Annotated in this window: 16 protein-coding genes; 1 reads left to right on the top strand and 15 read right to left on the bottom strand. The window is 69.1% G+C overall.

Translation table 11 applies throughout. The annotated features are described in order from the left end of the window. Complete coding sequence (locus tag NCR38_RS32155; RefSeq protein ID WP_250478349.1) at positions 1-816, top strand: PP2C family serine/threonine-protein phosphatase; 816 nt, start codon at positions 1-3, stop codon at positions 814-816. Here the strand turns inward: NCR38_RS32155 and tagF are convergent. Genes tagF through NCR38_RS32080 form a run of 15 tightly spaced genes read right to left on the bottom strand, consistent with a single transcriptional unit; the run spans position 813 to position 21,191 of the window. Beyond that, positions 813-1,388, bottom strand: coding sequence for a type VI secretion system-associated protein TagF (gene tagF, locus NCR38_RS32150; RefSeq protein WP_250478348.1), 576 nt, complete (start codon positions 1,386-1,388; stop codon positions 813-815). The genes NCR38_RS32155 and tagF overlap by 4 nt on opposite strands. Next, positions 1,388-4,816 carry a type VI secretion system membrane subunit TssM gene (tssM, locus tag NCR38_RS32145; protein WP_250478347.1) on the bottom strand — a complete coding sequence of 1,143 codons (3,429 nt, stop codon included), beginning with the start codon at positions 4,814-4,816 and terminating at the stop codon, positions 1,388-1,390. The genes tagF and tssM overlap by 1 nt, the downstream gene beginning before the upstream one ends. A 42-nt stretch (positions 4,817-4,858) precedes the next feature. Next, positions 4,859-6,193, bottom strand: a complete 1,335-nt coding sequence (locus tag NCR38_RS32140) for a DotU family type VI secretion system protein (protein WP_250478346.1) — start codon at positions 6,191-6,193, stop codon at positions 4,859-4,861. Positions 6,194-6,225: 32 nt separating this feature from the next. Next, entirely contained in the window at positions 6,226-7,566 is a 1,341-nt protein-coding gene (gene tssK, locus NCR38_RS32135) for a type VI secretion system baseplate subunit TssK (RefSeq protein ID WP_250478345.1), read from the bottom strand. Positions 7,567-7,579: 13 nt separating this feature from the next. Further along, positions 7,580-8,989: a type VI secretion system-associated FHA domain protein TagH gene (gene tagH / locus NCR38_RS32130; RefSeq protein WP_250478344.1), complete on the bottom strand. Its 1,410-nt coding sequence runs from the start codon at positions 8,987-8,989 to the stop codon at positions 7,580-7,582. Next, positions 8,986-10,992, bottom strand: coding sequence for a type VI secretion system Vgr family protein (locus NCR38_RS32125; protein WP_250478343.1), 2,007 nt, complete (start codon positions 10,990-10,992; stop codon positions 8,986-8,988). Before NCR38_RS32125 ends, tagH begins: the two co-directional genes overlap by 4 nt. 14 nt (positions 10,993-11,006) lie before the next feature. Next, on the bottom strand, positions 11,007-11,396 hold the full coding sequence (locus NCR38_RS32120; protein ID WP_250478342.1) for a DUF4280 domain-containing protein: 390 nt from the start codon (positions 11,394-11,396) through the stop codon (positions 11,007-11,009). A 13-nt stretch (positions 11,397-11,409) separates the two neighbouring features. Continuing rightward, the gene (gene tssH, locus NCR38_RS32115) at positions 11,410-14,004 is read right to left on the bottom strand and encodes a type VI secretion system ATPase TssH (RefSeq protein ID WP_250478341.1); all 2,595 of its coding nucleotides are present in this window, start codon (positions 14,002-14,004) and stop codon (positions 11,410-11,412) included. Then, positions 13,997-15,031 carry a type VI secretion system baseplate subunit TssG gene (gene tssG / locus NCR38_RS32110; protein WP_250478340.1) on the bottom strand — a complete coding sequence of 345 codons (1,035 nt, stop codon included), beginning with the start codon at positions 15,029-15,031 and terminating at the stop codon, positions 13,997-13,999. The genes tssH and tssG overlap by 8 nt, the downstream gene beginning before the upstream one ends. Continuing rightward, positions 15,016-16,905: a type VI secretion system baseplate subunit TssF gene (gene tssF, locus NCR38_RS32105; protein WP_250478339.1), complete on the bottom strand. Its 1,890-nt coding sequence runs from the start codon at positions 16,903-16,905 to the stop codon at positions 15,016-15,018. The genes tssG and tssF overlap by 16 nt, the downstream gene beginning before the upstream one ends. Then, positions 16,902-17,444 carry a type VI secretion system baseplate subunit TssE gene (tssE, locus tag NCR38_RS32100; protein ID WP_061118447.1) on the bottom strand — a complete coding sequence of 181 codons (543 nt, stop codon included), beginning with the start codon at positions 17,442-17,444 and terminating at the stop codon, positions 16,902-16,904. The genes tssF and tssE overlap by 4 nt, the downstream gene beginning before the upstream one ends. Positions 17,445-17,494: 50 nt before the next feature. Beyond that, positions 17,495-18,955: a type VI secretion system contractile sheath large subunit gene (gene tssC / locus NCR38_RS32095; protein WP_409219334.1), complete on the bottom strand. Its 1,461-nt coding sequence runs from the start codon at positions 18,953-18,955 to the stop codon at positions 17,495-17,497. A 46-nt stretch (positions 18,956-19,001) separates the two neighbouring features. Then, positions 19,002-19,529: a type VI secretion system contractile sheath small subunit gene (gene tssB, locus NCR38_RS32090; protein WP_250478337.1), complete on the bottom strand. Its 528-nt coding sequence runs from the start codon at positions 19,527-19,529 to the stop codon at positions 19,002-19,004. Positions 19,530-19,562: 33 nt separating this feature from the next. Then, positions 19,563-20,615 carry a type VI secretion system protein TssA gene (tssA, locus tag NCR38_RS32085; RefSeq protein ID WP_061118552.1) on the bottom strand — a complete coding sequence of 351 codons (1,053 nt, stop codon included), beginning with the start codon at positions 20,613-20,615 and terminating at the stop codon, positions 19,563-19,565. 36 nt (positions 20,616-20,651) lie between these two features. Next, complete coding sequence (locus tag NCR38_RS32080; protein WP_061118445.1) at positions 20,652-21,191, bottom strand: type VI secretion system tube protein Hcp; 540 nt, start codon at positions 21,189-21,191, stop codon at positions 20,652-20,654. Between the last annotated feature and the right edge of the window lie 80 nt (positions 21,192-21,271).

Genomic DNA, 21,271 nt, shown 5'->3' with positions numbered 1-21,271 from the left:
ATGGATTCCGACACGTTGACGCGCCGCGCTCCGCTGCGCCTTGCCGCCTGCTCGGCGTTCGGCCACACCGATGCCGGGCGCGTGCGCCGCGACAATCAGGACCGCTTTCTGATCCACGCCGGGCTCAATCTCGTCGCGGTGGCGGACGGCATGGGCGGTCACGCATTCGGTGCGCGCGCGAGTGCGACCGCGCTCGAGTGCATCGCCGCCGAACTCGCCGCCCGGCCCGCCACGCATGCGAGCGCCGACGATCCCGACGCCACCCTGCACGACGCGCCGGCGTGTGCGATGCGCGCCGCCGCCGACGCACTCGATCACGCGAATGCGACGCTCCACGCGATGAACCAGCGCGAGCGTCTCACGCCGCAACGATCGATGGGCACGACGTTGACCGGCATCTGGCAGCCGCCCGGCTCGTTGCAGTTGATCTCGTTTCACGTCGGCGACAGCCGGCTCTATCGCTTTCGCGACGGCGCGCTGTCGCAACTGTCTCGCGACCAGACGCTCTATCAGCAAGCGCTGGAGCGCGGCGCCATCGAACATCTGCCGCCGCGCAACGTGCTGCTGCAGGCGCTCGGCCCGCTGCCGTCCATCGCGCCCGTCGTCCAAGCGCACAACTGGCTTCCCGGCGACCGCTATCTGCTGTGCAGCGACGGGCTGCACGGCGAGGTGTCGCATCGCGAGATCGAGGCCGTGCTGAAAGGCGTGAAGCCGCACGGAATCGACGCGGCGTGCAGGCATCTCATCGCCCTCGCTCTCGATGCAGGCGGCAAGGACAACATCACGGCCGTCATCGTCTGCTTCGACGGCATCTAGCCTGCACGATCGAATAGCGCCGCGACGAACGCGGCATCGGGCAATCCGGCGCTCGCGCGCACCGATCCCGCATGCCACCAATGGCTCACTCCCCGCTCGCCCGCCCCGGACGGCACCGGGACGCCCGCCGCATCATCCGCGTGCGCGTGCGCGTGCGGGAGCGCGAGCAATGCGGCGTCGAAGTCGGCGAGACGTGCGTCCCGATCCAGCGTCGCGAGCGCGAGCGCGGCGCAGCGCGAAAACCAGCCGTCCATCTGAAAGCGCCACGCGAATGACTCGACGGGCGCAGCGATCGTGAGCGGAAAATGACGGCCCGCGCAATCGACGCTCGGCATCAGCACGCCCGCCCATCCGGTCTCGCCGATGACACCGTCGCCGAGCGCGAAGCACCACAGCGGCGCGGTCAGATACGCATCGAGCCACGCACGCCCGAGCGTTGCGCGGCTCGCGAGCACACCGGCCTGCAACATCGCATCCCACTGCTCGACGAAACACGGCGGCAAGCGCCGCGAGACGAAGTCGCCGTTGCTTCGCAGCTTGCCGAAGCATCCGGCGATGCCCGGTCCCGTCATCACAGATGCTCCGGGCAGCGGAACTGCTCGAGCGGCGCGCGCCGCAACGGATTGACGACGCTCGTCGCATCCAGTTCGAGCACGGCCCGGCGACCGGCGGACGCGAGCGTGAGTGTGTAGCGGTCCGGCTGCGCGGTCGGCTCGAGTCTGCCCGCGTCGAGAAGATGCAGCAGCGCCCACGGTCCGCTCGCGTCGAGCGCCGCGCCCTGCGCGGTCGCGGGCGGATCGAACTGCGCGCTCGCGCGGCCCGTGTTCCTGCTCCCCGGCCATTGCAACAGCATCGACTGAACGCCGTCCGCTTTCAGCGCGAGCTGCTGTCCGTCGATGTCGAGATTCACCTGCGCCACCGCCGGATCGAGCGAGAGCGCCTTCACGCGAAAACGGATCGACATGTCGTGGCCGCCGTCGCGGAAGAACGCGTCGCGGATCTGCGCGGCGCGCTGGAACTGCGCGAGCGCATCGCGCGGCATGCCCGCCGGCGGCGTGCCGGCGCGCCATTGCCAGACCGGCGCGCTCGTGTCCACCAGCGCGGCGAGGTTCTTCTGGAAAAAATCGTCGATGAGACCGCCCGGCGCGAAGAGCTTGCCGAAGTCGTCGGCGGCGACATCGCGGGTCGAGCCGTGCACGAACGGATAGCGGCCATCGAGCGCGCGGTGGCACAACGGGCCGGCGCTCGCGTTCCACAACGCGTTGAGGCGCGCGCGCTCGCCGCCCTCCATGAGCGCCGTGCCCGCGGCGGCGAGCGACGCGGCCACGGGCGTGAGCGGCGCCGGGCTCGTCTGGCTCGCGAGCCTCAGCTTGCCGAGCGCATCGCCGGCGGGCGCGGGCTGACCCGTTCTGCGCGCGGCGTCGGCTGCATCGAGATAGACGGCGGCGTCCTTGAGCGGCGCGAATTCGCGATCGAGCGACGCGGCATCGCCCGGCTTGCCCGCGAGTTGATGCAGCGCCTGAAAGTGCTCGTCGACGGGCGTCGTCGCGTTCTGTTTGCCCGATGCGTTCGACGCGAGCGTCGTCTCGCGCGCCGCCGCGACGATCAGCTTCCTGAGCGGCGAATCCGGCGCCGACAGTTCGTTCGCGACGCGCGCGCCATCGGCGAGCGCGGTGACGGGCACGGCGGTCACATCGTCGAGCAGGGCGTCCCACGCGTGGACGTAGGCGTCGAAATAGCGCGCGTCGAGCGCGGTGCGCAGCGCGGTGACGCCTTCGGGCGTGGGCGCGACGTCGTCGCGGCCGAGCACCCACGCATCCTTCGCGACATCGGCGAGCGCGGCGTCGCGCAGCCGGGCGTAGCGAGCGTAGCCGTTCAAGGTGTACGCGCCCGCCACGCCGCCCGTGAGCGGCGCGCCGCTCGCGCGCCTGAGCAGCAGCGGCGCATTGGGACCGGCCGCGGCGCTCACGCTGAACGCGGGCACGTTCGCCTGCGCGAGTTCGCCATCGACCCGGTTGCCGATGCGCTGCGACAGCGGCAGTTCGGCCAGCCGCGCGCGCGCCGACTCGATGAGCGCCTCGTCGAGCGGCAGCGACGGATCGAAGTGCGTCCGGTCGAACAGCGCGGCGAGGTGCGCATCGAGCGCGCTTCGTTGCGCCGGGCTCGCGTCGCGTGCCAGTGCCGGGACCAGATGCGCGCGCAGCGCGGCGGGATCGAAATGGCGCGCGTCGCCGAGCATCAGGTAGGCGCGCAAGGCTTCATAGCGATACGCCTCGGTGGTCGAATCATTTCCCGCGCCGCCGTCTTGCAACTCCTGCGTGAGTTTGCCGACCGCGAGCGGCAGCAAGGTCTGGTCGAGCAGACGGCGGTACGTCACGCGCGCCTCCTGGCCGAGCTTGTCGCCCTGATAGAGCCAGAGCCGGGTGAGCCACGGCACCGGCTTGCCGGCGTCCGCGTAACCGCCGGGCAGCGCGCGCGCCGCGTCGAGCAGCGGCAGCACCGCGAGCGGATCGGCGGCCGCATTCGCGTCGCGCGCCAGTTGGCGCACGTGCTGCGTCTGCCGGTCGAACTCCGCGACATACGCGCGGTTGCGCTGATAGCTCACCGCCATGCCCGCGAGCGCGAGCATGAGCGCCACGCCGACCGCCGCCAGCGCCGCGCGCCGCAGCCACGCGCTGCATCGCTCGAAGCGCGCGTTCGCGCCCACCAGCCCGGCCTCGGCAATCACCACGTCCCTGAGCAGACCGTTGATGAAGTACGCGCGCCCCGAAGCGTCGCGGTTATAGGCGATGTCGCGCTGCAATCCGAGCGATTGCGCGATGGCGCTGATCGCGCGGTCGATCGGCCTGCCGTGCTGCGTGCCGCTCGTGAAATACACGCCGCGCAGGAGCGGCGACGCTTCGAAGCGCGTGCCGCGAAACACGCCGTCGAGGAAGCGCCCGAGCGCCGGCTGAAGGCCCGCGAACTGCTGCGCGAAGCCGTAGATGCGCGCACGCCGCGCTACGTCCGTTTCCCGCTGCATGCGATGCAGCACGCGCGCCTGCAAGCGCGCGCCGAGCGCATCGAATTCGGCCGGGAACGCCGAGAGCGCCGGACCCGCGCCCGGGGATTCATCGAGCGCGAAGGTGATGCCCCAGACCTGCTTGCGCTCCGCTTCGCCGAGATCGTCGAAGAACTCCGTGAAGCCCGCGAGCAGGTCGCACTTCGTCACGACGACGTAGACCGGAAAGCGCACCCCGAGCCGCTCGCTCAGCTCGGTCAGGCGGCTGCGGATCGTGCGGATGTGCGCCTCGCGGGCGGCGTCGTCCTGGCGCACGAGATCGGCCGCCGACAGCGTGACGATGAGCCCGTTCAACGGCCGGCGCGGACGGTATTTGCGCAGCAGTTGCAGGAAGCCGGTCCAGGCGGATTCGTCGGCCTGCGCGTCGCTGTCCTGCGTCGTGAAGCGGCCCGCCGTATCGACGAGCACGGCGTCGTCCGTGAACCACCAGTCGCAATGACGCGTGCCGCCGACACCGCCGATCGCCTCGTCGCCGAGCTTCTCGCGCAGCGGAAAGCGCAGCCCCGAGTTCGAGAGCGCCGTGCTCTTGCCCGTACCGGGCGCACCGATGAACATGTACCACGGCAACTGATACACCCACTGACGCCCGTTGACGCCTTTCATGCGCGCCTGCCGCAGGATCGCGAGCGCCTGCTCGAAGCGCTCGCGCAACACGGCGAGCTCCGCGCTGCCCGCCGATGCCCCCGCCCCCTGCCCCGCGACGCCGCTCATGAAGCGCAGGTTGACGAGACGCGCGGCGCCGAGGCGCACGCCCCACGCGAGCGCCCAGGCGGCGACGAGCAGGGTCATCGCGATCCAGCGGGCGCGCGGCGATTCGAGCGGCGCGTGGCCGTCGAACGCGAAGAGCGGTCCTTCGAACCACACCACGACGAGCAGCGCGAGCACGCCCGCGAACGTGATCCATTGCGGTGTCCTGAGCGTTCCTGCGATCTTTTTCATCGATGTCTCCATGCCTGTTCTGCTAAACGAATGAGCCGCGCCTCAGGACGACGCGCCCGGGGCGAGCAGCGTGATCTCCACGCGACGATTCTTGGCGCGGCCGGCGGGCGTGTCGTTCGGCGCGAGCGGTTCGGCGTCTCCGCGGCCTTCGGCGGAAAAGCGCGCGGGCACGCCGGTGAGCGACGCGAGCATCGCCCGCACGCTTTCGGCGCGCGCCTGCGACAGATGCCAGTTGGACGGAAAGCGCGCGGACAGGAGGCGCTGGTCATCCGTGTGGCCTGTCACGACGACTCTGCCGGGCACCTGCTTCAGCGCGTTGGCGATGCGGCCGATCAGCGCATCGTAGGCCGGGTCGAGCGTCGCGCTGCCGGAGGTGAAGAGGTTGTCGCCGTTGATCGTGACGATGGAGCGATCCGCCGCCTCGCGAACCGAAACCAGGCCCTGGCGGATTTCCGGCGCGAGGAACGTCGAGAGCGTCGCGGCGGCGGCGGGCATCGCGGCGGGCGCGATCATGGCCGGCTGCGCCGCGGGCCGCTCGCTCACGCGGATGCGGTTGAGCGCGTCGAACACGGGGTCCGACGTGCGGTTCAGGCTCACGGCCAGCGCGATATGCGTCGCCACGAGCACGACGCCCGCGAGCGCGGCGCAGACCCACGGCGGCATGCGCTGCCCGAGCGGCCTGCGCGCGCGCTCGGCGGGCCGCCAGTGCACCGACAGTTCGGCCTCGAAGGGGCCGCGCTGGTTGCGGATGATGCGTTCGAGCCGCTCGCGCACGGAGTCGAGCTGGCTGCGCCCGCCGTCGATCAGCCGATAGCGCCCTTCGAAGCCGAGCGACAGGATCACGTAAAGCAGCTCCAGCACGTCGATATGGCGCGCCGGGTCCTGCGCGAGCCGCTGCAGGATCAGAAAGAAGCGCTCGCCGCCCGACGCCTCGTTATGGAAGGTGACGAGCAGGCTGCGGCTCGCCCACACGCCGCTGCCCCACGGCGTGCCCGAGATCGACTCGTCGATGCAGGTACACAGGCAATAGCGCGCCGCCGCGAGCGTTTCGGTGTCGATGCCGCTCGCGCGGGCGTCGTGCTCGAAGGCCCGCACCATCCGCACGAGCTCGGCGCGCAAACCTTCGATATCGGCGATGGCCGCACGATGGCGCAGCGGCAGCGCGAGTTCGAGCATCGGGTTCGCCGCACGCACGAGCGGGCTCAGGCCGCTCGCGACCGGCAGGACCGACGCGCGCGGCGCGGCTTCCGGCCGCTCCTGCGCGCTCTCTTCCTGGCGCTCCTGGCGCGGGCGTGCCGCAACGGACCCGCCCGGTTGCGGAATCAGGATGGTGTCGTCCGGGTCGAAGCCGGCTGGCGGAAAGATCGGGGCATTCACGATGAGGTCCTTCTTCGAAGAGGGCGCGGCGCTCACGGGCGGATCGCCCAGAATTCGAGTTCGAGGCCCGGAAAGTCACCCGCGACATGCAGCGCGACGCCGGCCGAGGTCGCGAACTGTCGCCACAGATCGCCGCTGCGCTCCAGCTCGAAATAGGTGTAGCCGGCATGGAACGGCAACTGGCGCGGCGCGACCGGCAGCGCGCGCAGCGCGATCCCGGGCAACTGGAGATTCACGAGATCGCGGATGCGCTCCACCGGTCCGAGCTTGGCCTGCTGCGGGAAGCTGTTCAGAAGCGCGGCCGGCGCGAGATCGGCCTTCGCCGCGAGCACGAAGCTCGCCGAGCGGAACAGGTCGCGATCCGGCACGATCGCCACGCGCAATCCGTACTTGCGCTCCTCGAGCGCGATCGGCACCGCATGCGGATCCATCACCGCGTTCAGCGCGACGCGCAGCGCATCGACGAGCGGCGTGAAGGTTTCATCCAGCCGCTCGTGGCGATATCCGGGAAACGCGGCGGGACGCTTGCCGGGCTGGCTGAAGGTCGCGAGCTCGCCCGCCAGTTGCAGCGCATGCTGATGCAGATCGTGCGGATGCAGCCCGGTCGTCGAGGCGATGCCCGCGAACAGCGGCTCCGCCCGATTGAGCACCTGCAGCAGCAGGAAGTCGGCGATCTCCGCCGCGCCGGTCGCCGCGGGGCGGGCGAGGCGCGCGGCGAGCGCATCGGCGCGCTGGTGCATGAGGCCCGTGAGTTCGTCGACGAACCCGCACAGCCGGCGCGACACGCGATAGTCGAGACAGGGCGGCGCGTAAGCGGCATCGAGCACGATGCTGTTGTCCGCGCGGCGCTCGACGATGCGCGCGATCCCGAGCGAGGTATGCGCATGGGCCACGTCCCGCTCGAAGGCGAGCCGCAATTGCAGCTTGCCGACCTGCACGAGCGCCGCACCGACCGCGCCTTCGTTGCTGTCGGGCACTTCGGTTTCCGCGATGCGGTGACGCACGAAACCATCGTGGCCGGCCTGCGCCGCATACGCGGCCTCGGGCACGCCATGACGCGCGACGGGCAGCGCGAGCACGACCGTCAGGTCGCGCGCGTCCTCGGGCACGGCGAGCGGCAGCGGAAGTTCGTCATCCGAAGGAAGTCGGAACGGACTGCCGTCGGGCAGCACGCCCGCGCACGAAACCAGCGCGATGCGGCCGAGCTTCAGTTGCGCGGCGTCGATCTCCAGTTCCGAGAAGCCGAACGCATAGGGCCGCAGCGCCGCGCAGCGCGTCTCGATCTGCGCGCGCAGGTAGCGGTCGTGTTGTTGCAGATGCTGCGGCTGAAGCAGCATGCCTTCGGACCAGATCACCTTGTTGTTCCAGGACATCGATGCCTCGCTCTCAGTGGAAGGAAGTCTGCTTCGTATCGGCGAAGCTGTTCGCGTGCTGCTCGTATGCGTCGTTGAACGCGCTGCCGCACAGCGCCTGAAGGTCGTCGGCGCTCGCGCGGGTGAGCTCGGCATGCAGCGCGACGAGACGGTCCCACTGCCGCGCCTTGCGGCATGCGGGTAGCCAGTCGAGCCAGCCGCGCCGCGTATCGGCGCGCGTGAGCGCCTGCGGATCGAAGCGGCCGAGCAGATGCTGCATGGCGGCGCGCGTGCCCGCGAGGACCGCGAGCTCGTGTCGGCGGATGTCGTCGAACGCGCCTTCGAGCGCGGTCTGCGCGGGCAGATATCCCGTGCTCGCGCCACGCAGCATCTGCGCGAGCGCGCCGTCGCCGTCGGGGAAGAACTTGAGCGGGTTGTTGTCGCGCTGGACGAGCATCGTCGTGTCGAGGCTGATTTCGCGCTTGAGGACCGAGCGCGACAGCAGCACGTCGACTACGCCGCGCACCGCCGTGCGCAGCATCGCGCCGGCGAGACGCGCGATTTCGGCGGCGTTGCGCGTGCCGAGCGTGCCGGCATCGACGCCCATGCCGTCGAGCAGCGCGGCAAAGGCCGATTCGGCAATGGCTTCGTTGGCCGCTTCGGGTCTTTCTTCGGGTCTTTCTTCGGGCCTTATCGCGGCAGGCTGCGCCGGCGGAGTCACGACGGCCGCGAGCGGCGCGCATGCGTCTTCGCTCAACGGGTCGTAATCATGCGGAATGCCGCCCGCCGGCGCATGCGCTACCGCGCCGGCTGGCGGCACATAGGCGAACTGCTCCGGCGCCACGTGATCGCTCTGCGATCCGGCGAACGCCGCGCGTCCATCGAGCCGCGTCGCGGGTTCGTGCTCACCGTCGAGCGGCGCGGCGAGCGGATCGAAGCGCGGACCCGGCAGCGGCGCATCAGCGAGGACCGCCGCCAGCGCGAGCGGATCGTGCGCGAAAGAGCGCGGCGCTGCGTTGTCCTGAAGGCTCACGGCTTCGAGCGGATCGAAACCGTGGCGGTCATGCACGCCGGGCGGCGCATCGAAAGCTTCGGCGGGCGCGCGTTCCATCGTCCGCACATCGAGCCGGTAGCCGCCCATCTCCAGCCGGTCGCCGCTGGCAAGACGCGCGCTCTGCCCGGCGGACAGCGGCCGGCCATTGAGCCGGCTCGGATTGCTGCCGAGGTCGGCGAGCCGCCAGCCGTCCTCGGTCCAGTCGATGCGCGCATGCACCCGCGACACGGTCTTCGCCGCATCCGGCAACACGAGCGTGTTGTCGGAGCCGCGCCCGATGGTGCCGCCCGCCGCGCCGAAGCGGCACGAAAGCGGGGCGTCGGTCGGGATGCCCTGATAGGTCTCGACCGCGAGCGTCAGATGCATGATCTCTCCTTCGTGTGCGTTCATGTGGTGCCGTCGTCGGCCTGCCGGGGATCGGCGGGCGCATCCGGCGATGCGCTCGCCGCGCCCGCGCCGCCACCGCCGCCGCCGCAGTTGATCTGCACGACGACGCCGTCGATCGACACCGGCCCGGCCGCGCTGATCGCGATGCCTTCCGGCCCCAGCACGATCGTGTTGCCGCCCGCCTTGAGCGTGAGCGTCACGCCCGCCTCGATGGTGACGTTGGCCCCGCCCTTCACATCGACGTTAACACCCGCCCCCACCAAAATATTCGCCCCGCTTTTGTGATGTGTATCGCCGCCGACATCGAGCGAATATTTGCCGCCGATGCGCGCGCTGTGACCGCCCTGCACCGCGTCGCTGCGGCTGCCGTTGCAGCGCGCAAGATCGTCGTGCTCGACGATTACATGCCGTTCGCCGCCGATGCGCGTCAGCGCGTCGTGCTTCACCCACGTCTCCAGATCGCGCTCGGCGTGAAAGAACAGTTGCTCGGTGTCTTTGGTATCGTCGAAACGCATTTCGTTGAAACCGTTGCCGCCTTTGGTCGAATTGCTCCTGAGCGTCGTGCGCGCCATCTTCGCGGGGAGTTCGTCTGGTGTCGTCTGCGCCGCGTTGTAGACACTGCCGATCACGAGCGGCTGGTCCGGGTCGCCCTCGATGAAATGCACGAGCACTTCCTGACCGATGCGCGGCAGAAAGAACGCCCCGTAGCCCTTGCCCGCCCACGGCTGCGCGACGCGCACCCAGCAGCGCTGCAAGGACTCGCGCGCCTCCGTGGGGCCGAGCTGTTCCCAATGGAACTGCACTTTGATGCGGCCGTATTTGTCGGTATGAATTTCCTCGCCCTTCGGCCCGACGACCACCGCCGTCTGCGGTCCCGCGACACATGCGCGGGGCGTGCTGCGCGCGGCGCGGAAGCCGGCATCGCGCGGCAGCGCCCTGAACGCGCAATCGAAAACGGGCGGCCGGTCGCGCGCGTCGAGCGTGGACAGATAGTCGTCCGAGTTGAGCGCGTACTCGGCCGCCACGACGAGATGCTCGCGGTTTTGCACGTCGAGCGGATGGCCGGTGAGCCTGACGAGGCCGCCGGGCCAGATGCCGCGCGCCGTCGCGCGAGCGCTCACGAAGACGTTGCCCGCCTGATGCGCATCGACATGCGCGCGTGCGAAGCGCTCGGCGTCCTCGTGACGCGTGTAGCCGAGGCCATGCTCCTGCATCGCGTAGACGGCCTTGTCGAACGGCTCGCTGCGCCGGGCGCGCGCGACGAGACCTTCCTGCGCCGATTGCGACGGCTTCTCGAAGTCGTAGTCGTTGGTTTCGACGATGCCCGTCGCCACCTCGCCGCCCGCGGACCACGCATAGACCCATTCGTGCTCGTGCGGCGCGGCGGGCTGCGGACGAAAGCGCAGCGTCGCGCCGTGCGGCGCGCTCTCGTGCACCTGCGACGAATCCGTGAGAATCATCCGATGCGTGCCGCCCCGATGCTCGATGAAGTAGTAAATGCCTTCGCGCTCGGCGAGCCGGCTCACGAAATCGAAGTCGGTCTCGCGGTACTGCGCGCAGTGTTCGAGGCTCGGATACGCCGCCGAGCATTTGTTCTCGAAGTCGATGTGATAGTCGGCGAGCACCTTGCCGATGATCGCGGGCACCGTCATCTGATGAAAGAACCGGCAATGCGACGCGCGCGTGAGCAGCCACAGGCGCGGCCGCACCGTTGCGCGATACAGCGCCGGCCGGTTGGGCTGCGTGCTCGCGGGCCGCGCCAGCTCGAACGCCGTGACGATGCCGTTGTATTCGCGCGCGCCGTCGCCCGGAATCTCCAGCGACAGCGAGAAATCACTGCCGAGCATCGTCGCGATGTCGAGATTCGACTGATCGGCGAGCAGTTCGAGATCCCATTGCGCGAGCCGCCCCAGCGCCTCGCGTCCGCGCATGCGCCAGAGCACGAGCGCGTTCTTGCCGAGCGCACAGCTCACGTGCGCGATGCGATTGGTATCGGAGAGCATCATGGCGGGCCTCGTCTTCAGGGAATCCGGGTGGCGCACGTCGCCGGCTCGACGACCGTCACCACGCCGCCCCAGTTGCAGAGGCACCTGGACACGTTGTCGAGCGAAGGCTGGTTGCCGAGCAGCACGGTGACCGCGCCCGGCGCCCACGGCGTCATGGTCGCGGGCACGCAGGGCATCGGCGTCAGGACGCCGAGCGCGGCGGCGGTCGCCGAGGCGACTTCGGGATTCGCCGCCGACGTGCACATGCCGAACGGCATGATGTTCACGAGCGGCTCGTGATCCATGATGTTCGCGGCGAGCGGCCCTTCGCAGCGCACGCGGTTCACGGGCAGCACGACGAGCGTCGACGGCGTCATGCCGAACGAGCACTGCAACGTCGCGCCCATGCTGACTTGTTGAGGCATGGCTGGCTCCCTGTCAATCGAAGGCATAGGTGAAGTCGCCGTCGCATACGCCGACCTCGACTTTTCCGATACTGCGGCCATCGACGAGACGGCCGAGGAATTCCGCGCTCACGCGGGGCAGCACGGTATTGGTGAGGATCGCGTCGATCATGCGGCCGCCGCTCGCGAGCTCGGTGCAGCGGCGCGCGATCTGTCGGACCACGGCGTCGTCATAGGCGAACTTCACGCGATGGCGCTCCGCGATGCGCCGCTCGATGCGAGCGAGCTGCAGGCGAATCACCGCATCGAGCATCGTGTCGTCGAGCGGGTAGTACGGAATCACCGCGACGCGCCCGAGCAGCGCGGGCGGGAAGGCGTCGAGCAGCGGCGCGCGCAGCGCACGCGCGATCTCTTCGGGCGACGGCGTCTCGCGCCCGCCACCGCACAGTTGCGTGATCAGCTCGGTGCCGACGTTGGTTGTGAGCAGGATCAGCGTGTTGGAAAAGTCGATCTCGCGGCCCTCGCCGTCTTCCATGCGGCCCTTGTCGAAGACCTGAAAGAACAGCTTGTGCACGTCCGGATGCGCCTTCTCGAATTCGTCGAGCAGCACGACGCTGTACGGACGACGCCGCACCGCCTCGGTGAGCACGCCGCCTTCGCCGTAGCCGACATATCCCGGCGGCGCGCCCTTGAGCAGCGACACCGTGTGCGCTTCCTGGTACTCGCTCATGTTCACGGTGACGACGTTCTCTTCGCCGCCATAAAGCGCTTCGGCGAGCGCGAGCGCGGTTTCGGTCTTGCCGACGCCCGAGGTGCCCGCCAGCATGAACACGCCGACGGGCTTGCCGGGATCGTCGAGGCCGGCGCGCGCGGTCTGCACGCGGCGCGCGATCATGTCCATCGCGTGGCGTTGCCCGACGATGCGCCGGTTCAGCGTCGTGGCGAGATCGAGCACGCTCGCGGCTTCGTCGCGCACCATGCGGCCGACCGGAATGCCGGTCCAGTCCTGCACGACCGATGCCACCGCATGCGCGTCCACGCCCGGCAGAATCAGCGGCGCTTCGCCCTGGCGTTGCGCGAGTTCATCGGTCAGGCCCTGCAGGTCGGAGAGGGTCACGGCTTCGCCGCCCTCCCCGATCGCACGGCGCGCCGCGAGAATGCGCGCGACCAGCGCACGTTCGGCTTCCCAGCGCGCCGTCAATTCCGCGAGACGCGCACGCTCGGCGTCGAGGCGCGCGGCGACATCCGCCGCGCGTTCCTGCGTGTCGATGCCGAGCGCGGCTTCACGCGCCACGATCTCGCTTTCGGTCTGCCACGTTTCGATGCGCCGCTTCGCATCGTCGATGGCCGGGGGCAGCGCCTGCTGGCTCACCGCGACGCGCGCGCAGGCGGTGTCGAGCAGGCTCACGGCCTTGTCGGGCAACTGGCGCGCGGGAATGAAGCGATGCGAGAGCTTCACCGCCGCTTCGAGCGCCTCGTCGAGCACCTGCACGCCGTGATGCGACTCCATCTTGCGCACGAGGCCGCGCATCATCGCAATCGCGTTGTCCTCCGAAGGCTCGGGCACTTTCACGACCTGAAAGCGGCGCGTGAGCGCCGGGTCCTTCTCGATGTGCTTCTTGTATTCGACCCACGTCGTCGCGGCGATGGTGCGCAGCGTGCCGCGCGCGAGCGCGGGCTTGAGCAGGTTGGCCGCATCGCCGGTGCCGGCCGCGCCGCCCGCGCCGACGAGCGTATGCGCCTCGTCGATGAAAAGGATCACCGGCTTGTCCGACTTCTGCACCTGCTCGATCACCTGCTTGAGCCGGTTCTCGAACTCGCCCTTCACGCTCGCCCCCGCCTGCAGCAGGCCGACATCGAGCGTGCGCACAACGGCGTCGCGCAACGCGGGGGGCACCTCGCCCGCGACGATGCGCTGCGCGAAGCCTTCCACCACCGCCGTCTTGCCGACGCCCGCCTCGCCCGTGAGGATCGGGTTGTTCTGGCGGCGGCGCATGAGAATGTCGACGACCTGGCGAATCTCCATGTCGCGCCCGACGATGGGATCGAGCTTGCCCTCGCGCGCCTCGGCGGTCAGATCGACGGTATAGCGGGAGAGCGCGTCATGCTGCGCGGGCAGCGCCACGGGCTCGGCGGCAGGCGCGGCCTGCGCTTCGGGCGAGCCTTCGAGCAGCGCATCGAAGCGTGCGGACAATGCATCGAAGCTGATCTTCTCGAACTGGCGCGAGAGCGCGTAAAGCGCGTTGCGCAGGTTCGGCGTGCGGAGAATGCCGATCACGAGATGGCCCGTGCGCACGTTCGCGGCGTCGAACATCAGCGAGCCGAAGACCCAGCCGCGCTCGACGGCTTCGTCGACCTGCGCGGAGATGTCGGAGACTGCGCTCGCGCCGCGCGGCAGGCGGTCGAGCGCGGCGGTCAGATCGCGTTCGAGCGCGGTCTCGTCGAGATCGAAGTGACGCACGAGGCGCCGCAGGTCGGAATCCGCCGCGAGCAGGATCTGATGCACCCAGTGCGCGAGCTCGACATACGGATTGCCGCGCAACTTGCAGAACGCCGCGCCGTTTTCTATCGCCCGATAGGCGAGCGGATGAAGCTTGCCGAACAACGCCATGCGGCTGATCTCAGTCATGAGGAGTCTCCTTGCGATGGCTCGCGCCCGCCTGCCCGGCGATCACGACCCGATGGTTGTCATGCACGGGCGCGCCGCTCGTGAGCCACGTGTTCCAGCCCAGACGCGCGCCGTGCGCGGTATTGCCCTGCAGACGCAGCGCGGGCACGTCGTCGCGCTTCAGATGCAGCGATACGTCCCAGTCGAGCGGATCGCGCACGTAATCGCGGACCCAGTCGGCGAGTTTCACGAGGCTCTGCCCGCCCGGCAGGAAGCGCGCGAAGTCCGCGTAGCGCAGCGGCCCGATCACGATGCGGAACTTGTGCTGGCAGTCCCACACCCGCGTGCCGACGACCGTCGATTCGCCGAGCCGCGCGCCGGACAGACGCGTGCGGCCTTCTTCCGGCAGCGTGATCCAGTGGCCGCGCCACGGCTCGACCGACACCGGCACGCCGAAGAAGCGCGAGAGAATGAGCCGCAGCCCGCTCGCATGGCGCGTGGGCGCGGCGAGGATGCCGGCGAAGTGGCGCTTCGCGGAATCGGGCACCGCGTCGCGATCGGCGAGCGCGGGCGCGCCGAGACCGAACAGGCTGCCGACGTAGCCCGCGAAGCGATCGTCGCCCGGACGGTCGGCGCTCACGACCGGCTGCGCATCCGCCCACGCGCGATAGAACAGCGACAGCATCCGGTGATGAAACACGTCGAGAAAGCGCGCGAGCGTGGGATCGTTCGCGTGACGGACGCGCTCGCGCACGTAAGCGGTCAGGTGCGTCGGCAGCGGGCCGTTGGGGCCGAGCAGGCCGAGAAAATTCACCGCGAGCCGCCCCGGCCGGCCGTTCTCGCCCGGCACGTATTCGCCGAGCGCGGTCGGATGAAAGATCAGCTCCGGGTCCTGCGAGAGGCGCACGGCATCGTCGCGCGCGGCGAGCGAGCGGCCGAGGCGCGGGCGCTCTGCATGCGCCTGCTCGATGAGCCGCAGCGCCTGGAAGAAGTCGAAGCGGCGCGCGTCACGGACGAGCATGCCGTCGAGGGTCAGAGCGTCGCGCATCGTCCGGTCCTCGCAGGCCACTGCATGATCGGGCCGCGCGCGAGCGTCGCGACGGCGGTCTCGGTGAACGAATTGATCGACACGTAGCGCGCGAAGAACTGCGCGAGCACCGCGCCGAGCAAAAACGCGCTCGCGCCTTCGAACGCGGCGTCGTCGAAGCGCAGCGTGACCGCGAGGCCGCGCCCGTAGACGATCGGCCCCGGCGACGGCAGGCGGCGCACGACCGGCTCGCACGACACCGAGCGCAGGCCTTCGACCTGCCGGTGCGCGGCGGCATCGTCGGCGGGGCAGTACAGCGCGAGCAGTTCCCGCAGCGCGCGGGCGCCTTCCTGCGCGTTCGTATCCACGAGCGACGCGTAGTTCAGCGAAAGATGATCGAGCAGCCGCCACGACGCCGGCCCCTGCGCGAACGACGGCAGCGGCCGGCTCGGGCCCGCGACGCAGCGCACGGCGGTGACGGGCGCCTCGGCATCGAGCGTGAAGTCGGTCGAACCCGCGCCGACGGGCATCGAAAGCGGCAGATCGCGGTTCGTGCACCACGCGCTGATGCCGAGCTGACGCACTTCGCCGCGCTCGGGCGCGCTCGCCGCATCGACCAGCGCGATGAAGGCTTCGCTGCCGAGATAGCTGCTGCGCGCGCCGCTTTGCTGCTGCCGCACCGACGCACGCCGCGCCTCGCGCCGCAACTGATAGAACGCGCCGCCCTCGCCCGGCGCATCGAGATCCTTCGCGCAGTAGAACGGCCGATACTGCTTCTCGGCGGCCGCGCCCGCGCCGTAGCCGGTCACTTCGTCGATCTGATGGATCTCGTAGTCCATCGGCCGCGTGCGGTCGACGACGACGTGATACTCGAACTCGGTGTCCGACAGCGCGACGCGGTCGGTGCGGCGGCGAAACAGGTTGATCGCGGGCGTGCAGTTGAGCGCGAAGTGCGAAACGTCGACCCCGCGTTCGAGCGACGCATCGGCCTGATCGAGCAGGATCACGATCTCCGCTTCCGCGCCGCGGCAAAGACGAAGCGCGTCGCGCAGGCCGGCCAGCTCGACGAACATGAAGCGCGGCGCGAAGGCGAAATACTCCTGCAAGAGCCGATAGCCGTCGAACGATTGCTGACCGACCGGCAGGAGCGCCTCGTCCTCGGCGAAACCCATCGGCTGCAACGCGGTCTTCGGGAGCACGGCGAGCGTGGTCGACGCGCTTGCGCCGTCGCCCGGCTGCATCACCGCCACGCCGATGCAATGCGCGAGCAGACGCTCGTGCAGGCGCGCGGGCAAGCCGTCCGGACCGCGCAGATAGAGCGCGAGACGATCGAGCGAAAGGCGCTCGAAGCCGAGCGCGCCGGTCGCGCGCAGACGCAGGCGCAGCCCGCCCCGGACGTTGGCCGGCAACGACGATGCACCGGGGCCGCCCGCATGGGTGAAGAACTTCGCCCGCGCGATCTCGACCGGCCACAGCGTGAGCGCATGCGCGGTGCGGTATTCGCAACGCGTGGAGGCGGACTTGTCGAGCATGCCTCGCAACGCCGTATGGCGCGGCACGACGATGCCATCGGCGCTCGCGGCAAGCTGCGGATTCCTATGGTCCGCGTGCAACTGGACGACCGCCATCGACGGCGTCGGCGCCAGATAGTGCGGATATGCCAGTTCGAGCAGATGCTGCGTGAAGCGCGGGAACTCGGCGTCGAGCTTCATCTGGACGCGCGCGGCGAGGAAGCTGAAGCCTTCGAGCAACCGCTCGACGTACGGGTCCGCGCATTCGACGCCGTCGAGCGCGAGCCGTCCCGCGATCTTCGGAAACGCGGCGGCGAATTCACCGCCCATCTCCCGGACGTGCTGAAGCTCCTGGCTGTAGTACTTGAGGAACGCGGGGTTCATGCCTGCTGCTCCCCGGCCGATGATCCGGCGCGCGTGGTCGATGCATCGGCGACGCGCACTTCGCCCGCTTCGAGATCCAGTTCCGTGCGCAGAAAAAGCCGCTCGGGATACGGCTGGGACCACATCTGCGCCTCGATCTCGAAGCGGATCACATGGCTGCGCGCCGCGCCCTTCGTATCGTCGATCGCCGTCACGCGCACCGATTCGCGCGCGAGGCGCGGCTCGAACGCCCACAGCGCGTCGCGGATCACGCGCTCGAGCGCGCCGGGCGTGAGCGCCGCGACGTTGCGCCCCGCGAGGTCCGGCAGGCCGTAGTTCAGCACCGATGTCGCGACGTGCGGCAGACCGGGCGCGTGTGCGCCGTCCGCGAGACCGCTCGCGTTCAGCAGCCAGCCGATGTCGCGTTGGACGCTCTCGCGCAGCGCGCGCGCCGACACCACGCGACGCTCGCGCGCTTCATGACGCGCGTGCGGCTCGAAATCGGTCAGCCGGTCCAGCAACGACGGTTGCAGGCGGTCACGGGCGGAGGGTTCGGACATGAGCAACTCCCTTTGAGCAAACGAGGCAGGACGGGCGGACACGGCGAGGCTCAGGCGGTCTTGGCGGTCGGCAGCTTCGACACGAGCCGCAGCGACACCGTGAGACCTTCGAGCTGGTAATGCGGGCGCAGGAAGAACTTCGACGTGTAGTAGCCCGGATTGCCCGCCACTTCCTCGACGACGACCTGCGCATCCGCGAGCGGCTTGCGCGCCTTGGTGTCGTCGGACGAGTGCGTGGGGTCGCCATCGACATACTGGAGAATCCAGTTCTGCAGCCAGCGCTCCATGTCCTCGCGTTCCTTGAACGAGCCGAGCTTGTCGCGCACGATGCACTTGAGGTAATGCGCGAAGCGGCTGCACGCGAAGAGATACGGCAGGCGCGCCGCGAGATTGGCGTTCGCGGTGGCGTCCGGGTCTTCGTACTCGGCCGGCTTGTGCAGCGATTGCGCGCCGATGAACGCCGCGAAGTCCGAGTTCTTCTTGTGCACGAGCGGCATGAAGCCGTTCTTGGCAAGCTCGGCCTCGCGGCGGTCGCTGATCGCGATCTCGGTCGGGCACTTCATGTCCACGCCGCCGTCGTCCGTCGGAAACGCGTGAACCGGCAGGCCTTCGACCGCACCGCCCGACTCGACGCCGCGAATGCGCGAGCACCAGCCGAACATCCTGAACGAGCGCGTGATGTTCGCCGCCATCGCATACGCCGCGTTCGCCCACGCGTACTTGCTGCTGTTCGCGCCTGCGGTGTCTTCCTCGAAATCGAAGGCTTCGACCGGGTCCGTTTTCGCGCCGTAGGGCGCGCGCGCCAGAAAGCGCGGCATCGCGAGGCCGATGTAGCGCGAATCCTCCGAATCGCGCAGCGAGCGCCACGCGGCATGCTCGGGCGTCTGGAAGATCTTGGTCAGATCACGCGGATTGGCGAGTTCCTGCCACGACTCCATCAGGAGCGCGGCCGGATCCGCGCCCGCGATGAACGGCGCATGCGCCGCCGCCGCGATCTTCGCGATCTGCGTGAGCAGGTCGACGTCGGGGCCGCTGTGATCGAAGTAGTAATCCGCGACGAGCGCGCCGTAAGGCTCGCCGCCGAACTGTCCGTACTCCTCCTCGTAGAGCTTCTTGAAGAGCGGGCTCTGATCCCACGCCACGCCGCGATACTTCTTCAGCGTCTTGTGCAGTTCCGGCTTCGAGATGTTCAGCACGCGGATCTTGAGCGACTCGTCGGTCTCCGTATTGTTCACGAGGTAGTGCAGGCCGCGCCATGCGCTCTCGACCTTCTGGAACGGCTCGCTGTGCAGGATCAGATTGATCTGGCCGGTGAGCGCCTGATCGATCTGCGCGATCAGCGCCTCGATGGTCGCGAGGACGTCGCCCGAGATCACGCCGGTGTCGCGCAGCGCCTGCTCGGCAAGCGTGCGCACGGCGCGTTCGACGGCATCGCGGGCCCGCTCGGACTTCGGCTTGAATTCCTTTTGCAGCAGCGTGGAGAAATCGTCGAGCGCGGGCGCCGTTTCCATCACGCTGGCGCCGGCCTGTTGCTGGATGCTGAGATCGTTCATCGCGTCATGCTCCGGTAGTGGGCTCGTCTTCGTCGCCGTTCGGGCGAGGCTCTGCGCTCAGTGCTTTCATCAGCGCGGGTTCTTCCAGCAGGCGCGCGATCAGCGCTTCGGCGCCGGTCTTGCCGTCCATGTAGGTCAGCAGGTTGGCGAGCTGCGTGCGCGCCTCCAGCAGTTGCCGCAGCGGTTCGACCTTGCGTGCGATGGCGGCGGGCGTGAAGTCGTCCATGCTCTCGAAAGTCAGATCGACGGCGACGTTGCCCTCGCCCGTCAGCGTGTTGGGCACCTGCACCGCGACGCGCGGCTTCATCGACTTGAGACGCTCGTCGAAGTTGTCGACATCGACCTCCAGGAACTTCCGCTCGGCGGCGGGCGCGAGCGGCTCCGCGCTCTGGCCGGAGAGATCCGCGAGCACGCCCATCACGAAGGGCAGGTTCACTTTCTTTTCCGAGCCGTAGACTTCGACGTCGTATTCAATCTGCACGCGCGGCGCGCGATTGCGCGCGATGAATTTCTGACTGCTTTCCTTTGCCACGATGTCCACTCCTTTGCTTTTGCCTGAGTCCGGTCAGACGACCCCGCCCAGATGCCTGAATTGATGTGCGCCGTCCGGCGCGACGTCCTCGATGATTTCCATGAAGCGCTTGCCGACCAGCCTGCGGGCCCGCTGCAGCAGCACCGGCAGCGGGCTCGATGGCTCGTGCTCGTCGTAGTAGGCGCAGATCGCGTCGAGCGCATCGCTCACGTCCTGCGCGCTCGCGATACGCCGGGGCGTGGCGGGTCCGCCGATGGCGGCATGCGCCGCCGCTGCGCAACCCGCGCCCTCTTCACTGCTATGGGTCTCCATCGCACTGCCCCCTCGCCCCGTATCCGGATCGGGCGCTCCGACCCGCGCCGCCACGAACTCCGCGATGCGCCCGAGCGGACGCGCGAGCGGCCCGAAGTCGAGCGCGCGCGCCGGCCCCACGTGCTCTGTCAGCAAGGTCTCGATCTGCGTGAGCGAAGCCCGCGCCGACGACAGCGCCTCGCACTGCGCCCGTCCCGCTTCGGCGCCCGCTTGAGCGAACGCCGCATCGATGGCCGCGAGGGTCGGCATCTCGTCGCCTTCGAAAAGCGGCGCTTCGCCCGCGAGCACTTCCATGTCGCGCAGCGTGAATCCGCGCTGGCCGCGCGGCGCGACGAAGGGCGTATCGCGCAGCTCGCCCACGAGCCCGGAGCCGTCGATGAGCGCCGACAGCGCGTTGACGCGCGCGGTCGGATCGTCGCCATCGCTTGCATCGAGTTGCGGATGCACGCCGCTCCAGTGCCGCGCGAGCAGCCCTTCGATCAGCGCGAGCCCGCGCGCAAGCCCGATGAAGTCCTCGCGGACCATGCTCGCCCGCGTGTAATGCACCGCCACCCGCAAGTCGCGTGTGCGTGCGAGCAGGGCCGTCGCGAGGGCGTGAGCCAGCGTCCAGTCGGGCGGCGTCGCGGCGATCACGGTGCCGCCATACTGGGCGTCGGGCTTGCCGGCGATTGCCTGCTCCAGCGCCCGGAAATCGGCGCTGTACTCTTCGTCCTCGCCGCACGGAGAATCCGGCGTGAGGTCGGTCAGCCAGGTTGCGATATCTGCGAGGTTCATGGCGGTGTCCGCGAGGCGCATTGAACGGAAGGCGGCTTAGCGGCTTCTCGTCGAACTCGACGAACTGGAACTGCTGCTCGCGCCGGAGTCGGATGTCGCCGAGTTTTTCGGGATGTTCCACTTGCCGGTCACCACGCCGCCCTTCTTCGCGCCGTTGTTGTCCTGCGGCTGGTACTCCATGTTGAATTCGGCGAAGTTCAGCGTGATGTTCTCGGCAACCTGATCGCCGCCGCCCGAGCCGACCGAATGGCTGCTGATGAGCACTTCCTTGAGCGTGATCTTCAGATACTCGACCGGCTCGTTGCCGCCCGCCTTGCGCAGCGTGAGCACGGCCTCAGGCATGTGCACGCCCTGGCAGCACGATTGCACGATGGTGGGCGAGCTCTTGTCGATGTACTTGCTGATCGACAGATCCTGCACCGAAGCGGTCCCGGTGCCGCCACCCGTTCCGGTGTGCGTGGTGCCCGTCTGCGAGCATCCCCACGACCAGCTCAGCACCTCGATTTCGTCGGTGTGACCCACCGCCAGTGATTCACCCTTGATGTCGCCCAGCTTGAGAAACATATCTACGGCCATGTCAGTCTCCAGAGAAAAATGCGCCTTGCGGCACAGGCAAAATTCGCGTCGTCGTTGATCGCGAAGTTGAAATTCGGGCG

The organism is Caballeronia sp. INML1, assembly GCF_023631085.1.
GTDB lineage: Bacteria > Pseudomonadota > Gammaproteobacteria > Burkholderiales > Burkholderiaceae > Caballeronia > Caballeronia turbans.
This window is presented reverse-complemented; position numbering and strand designations above follow the sequence as displayed.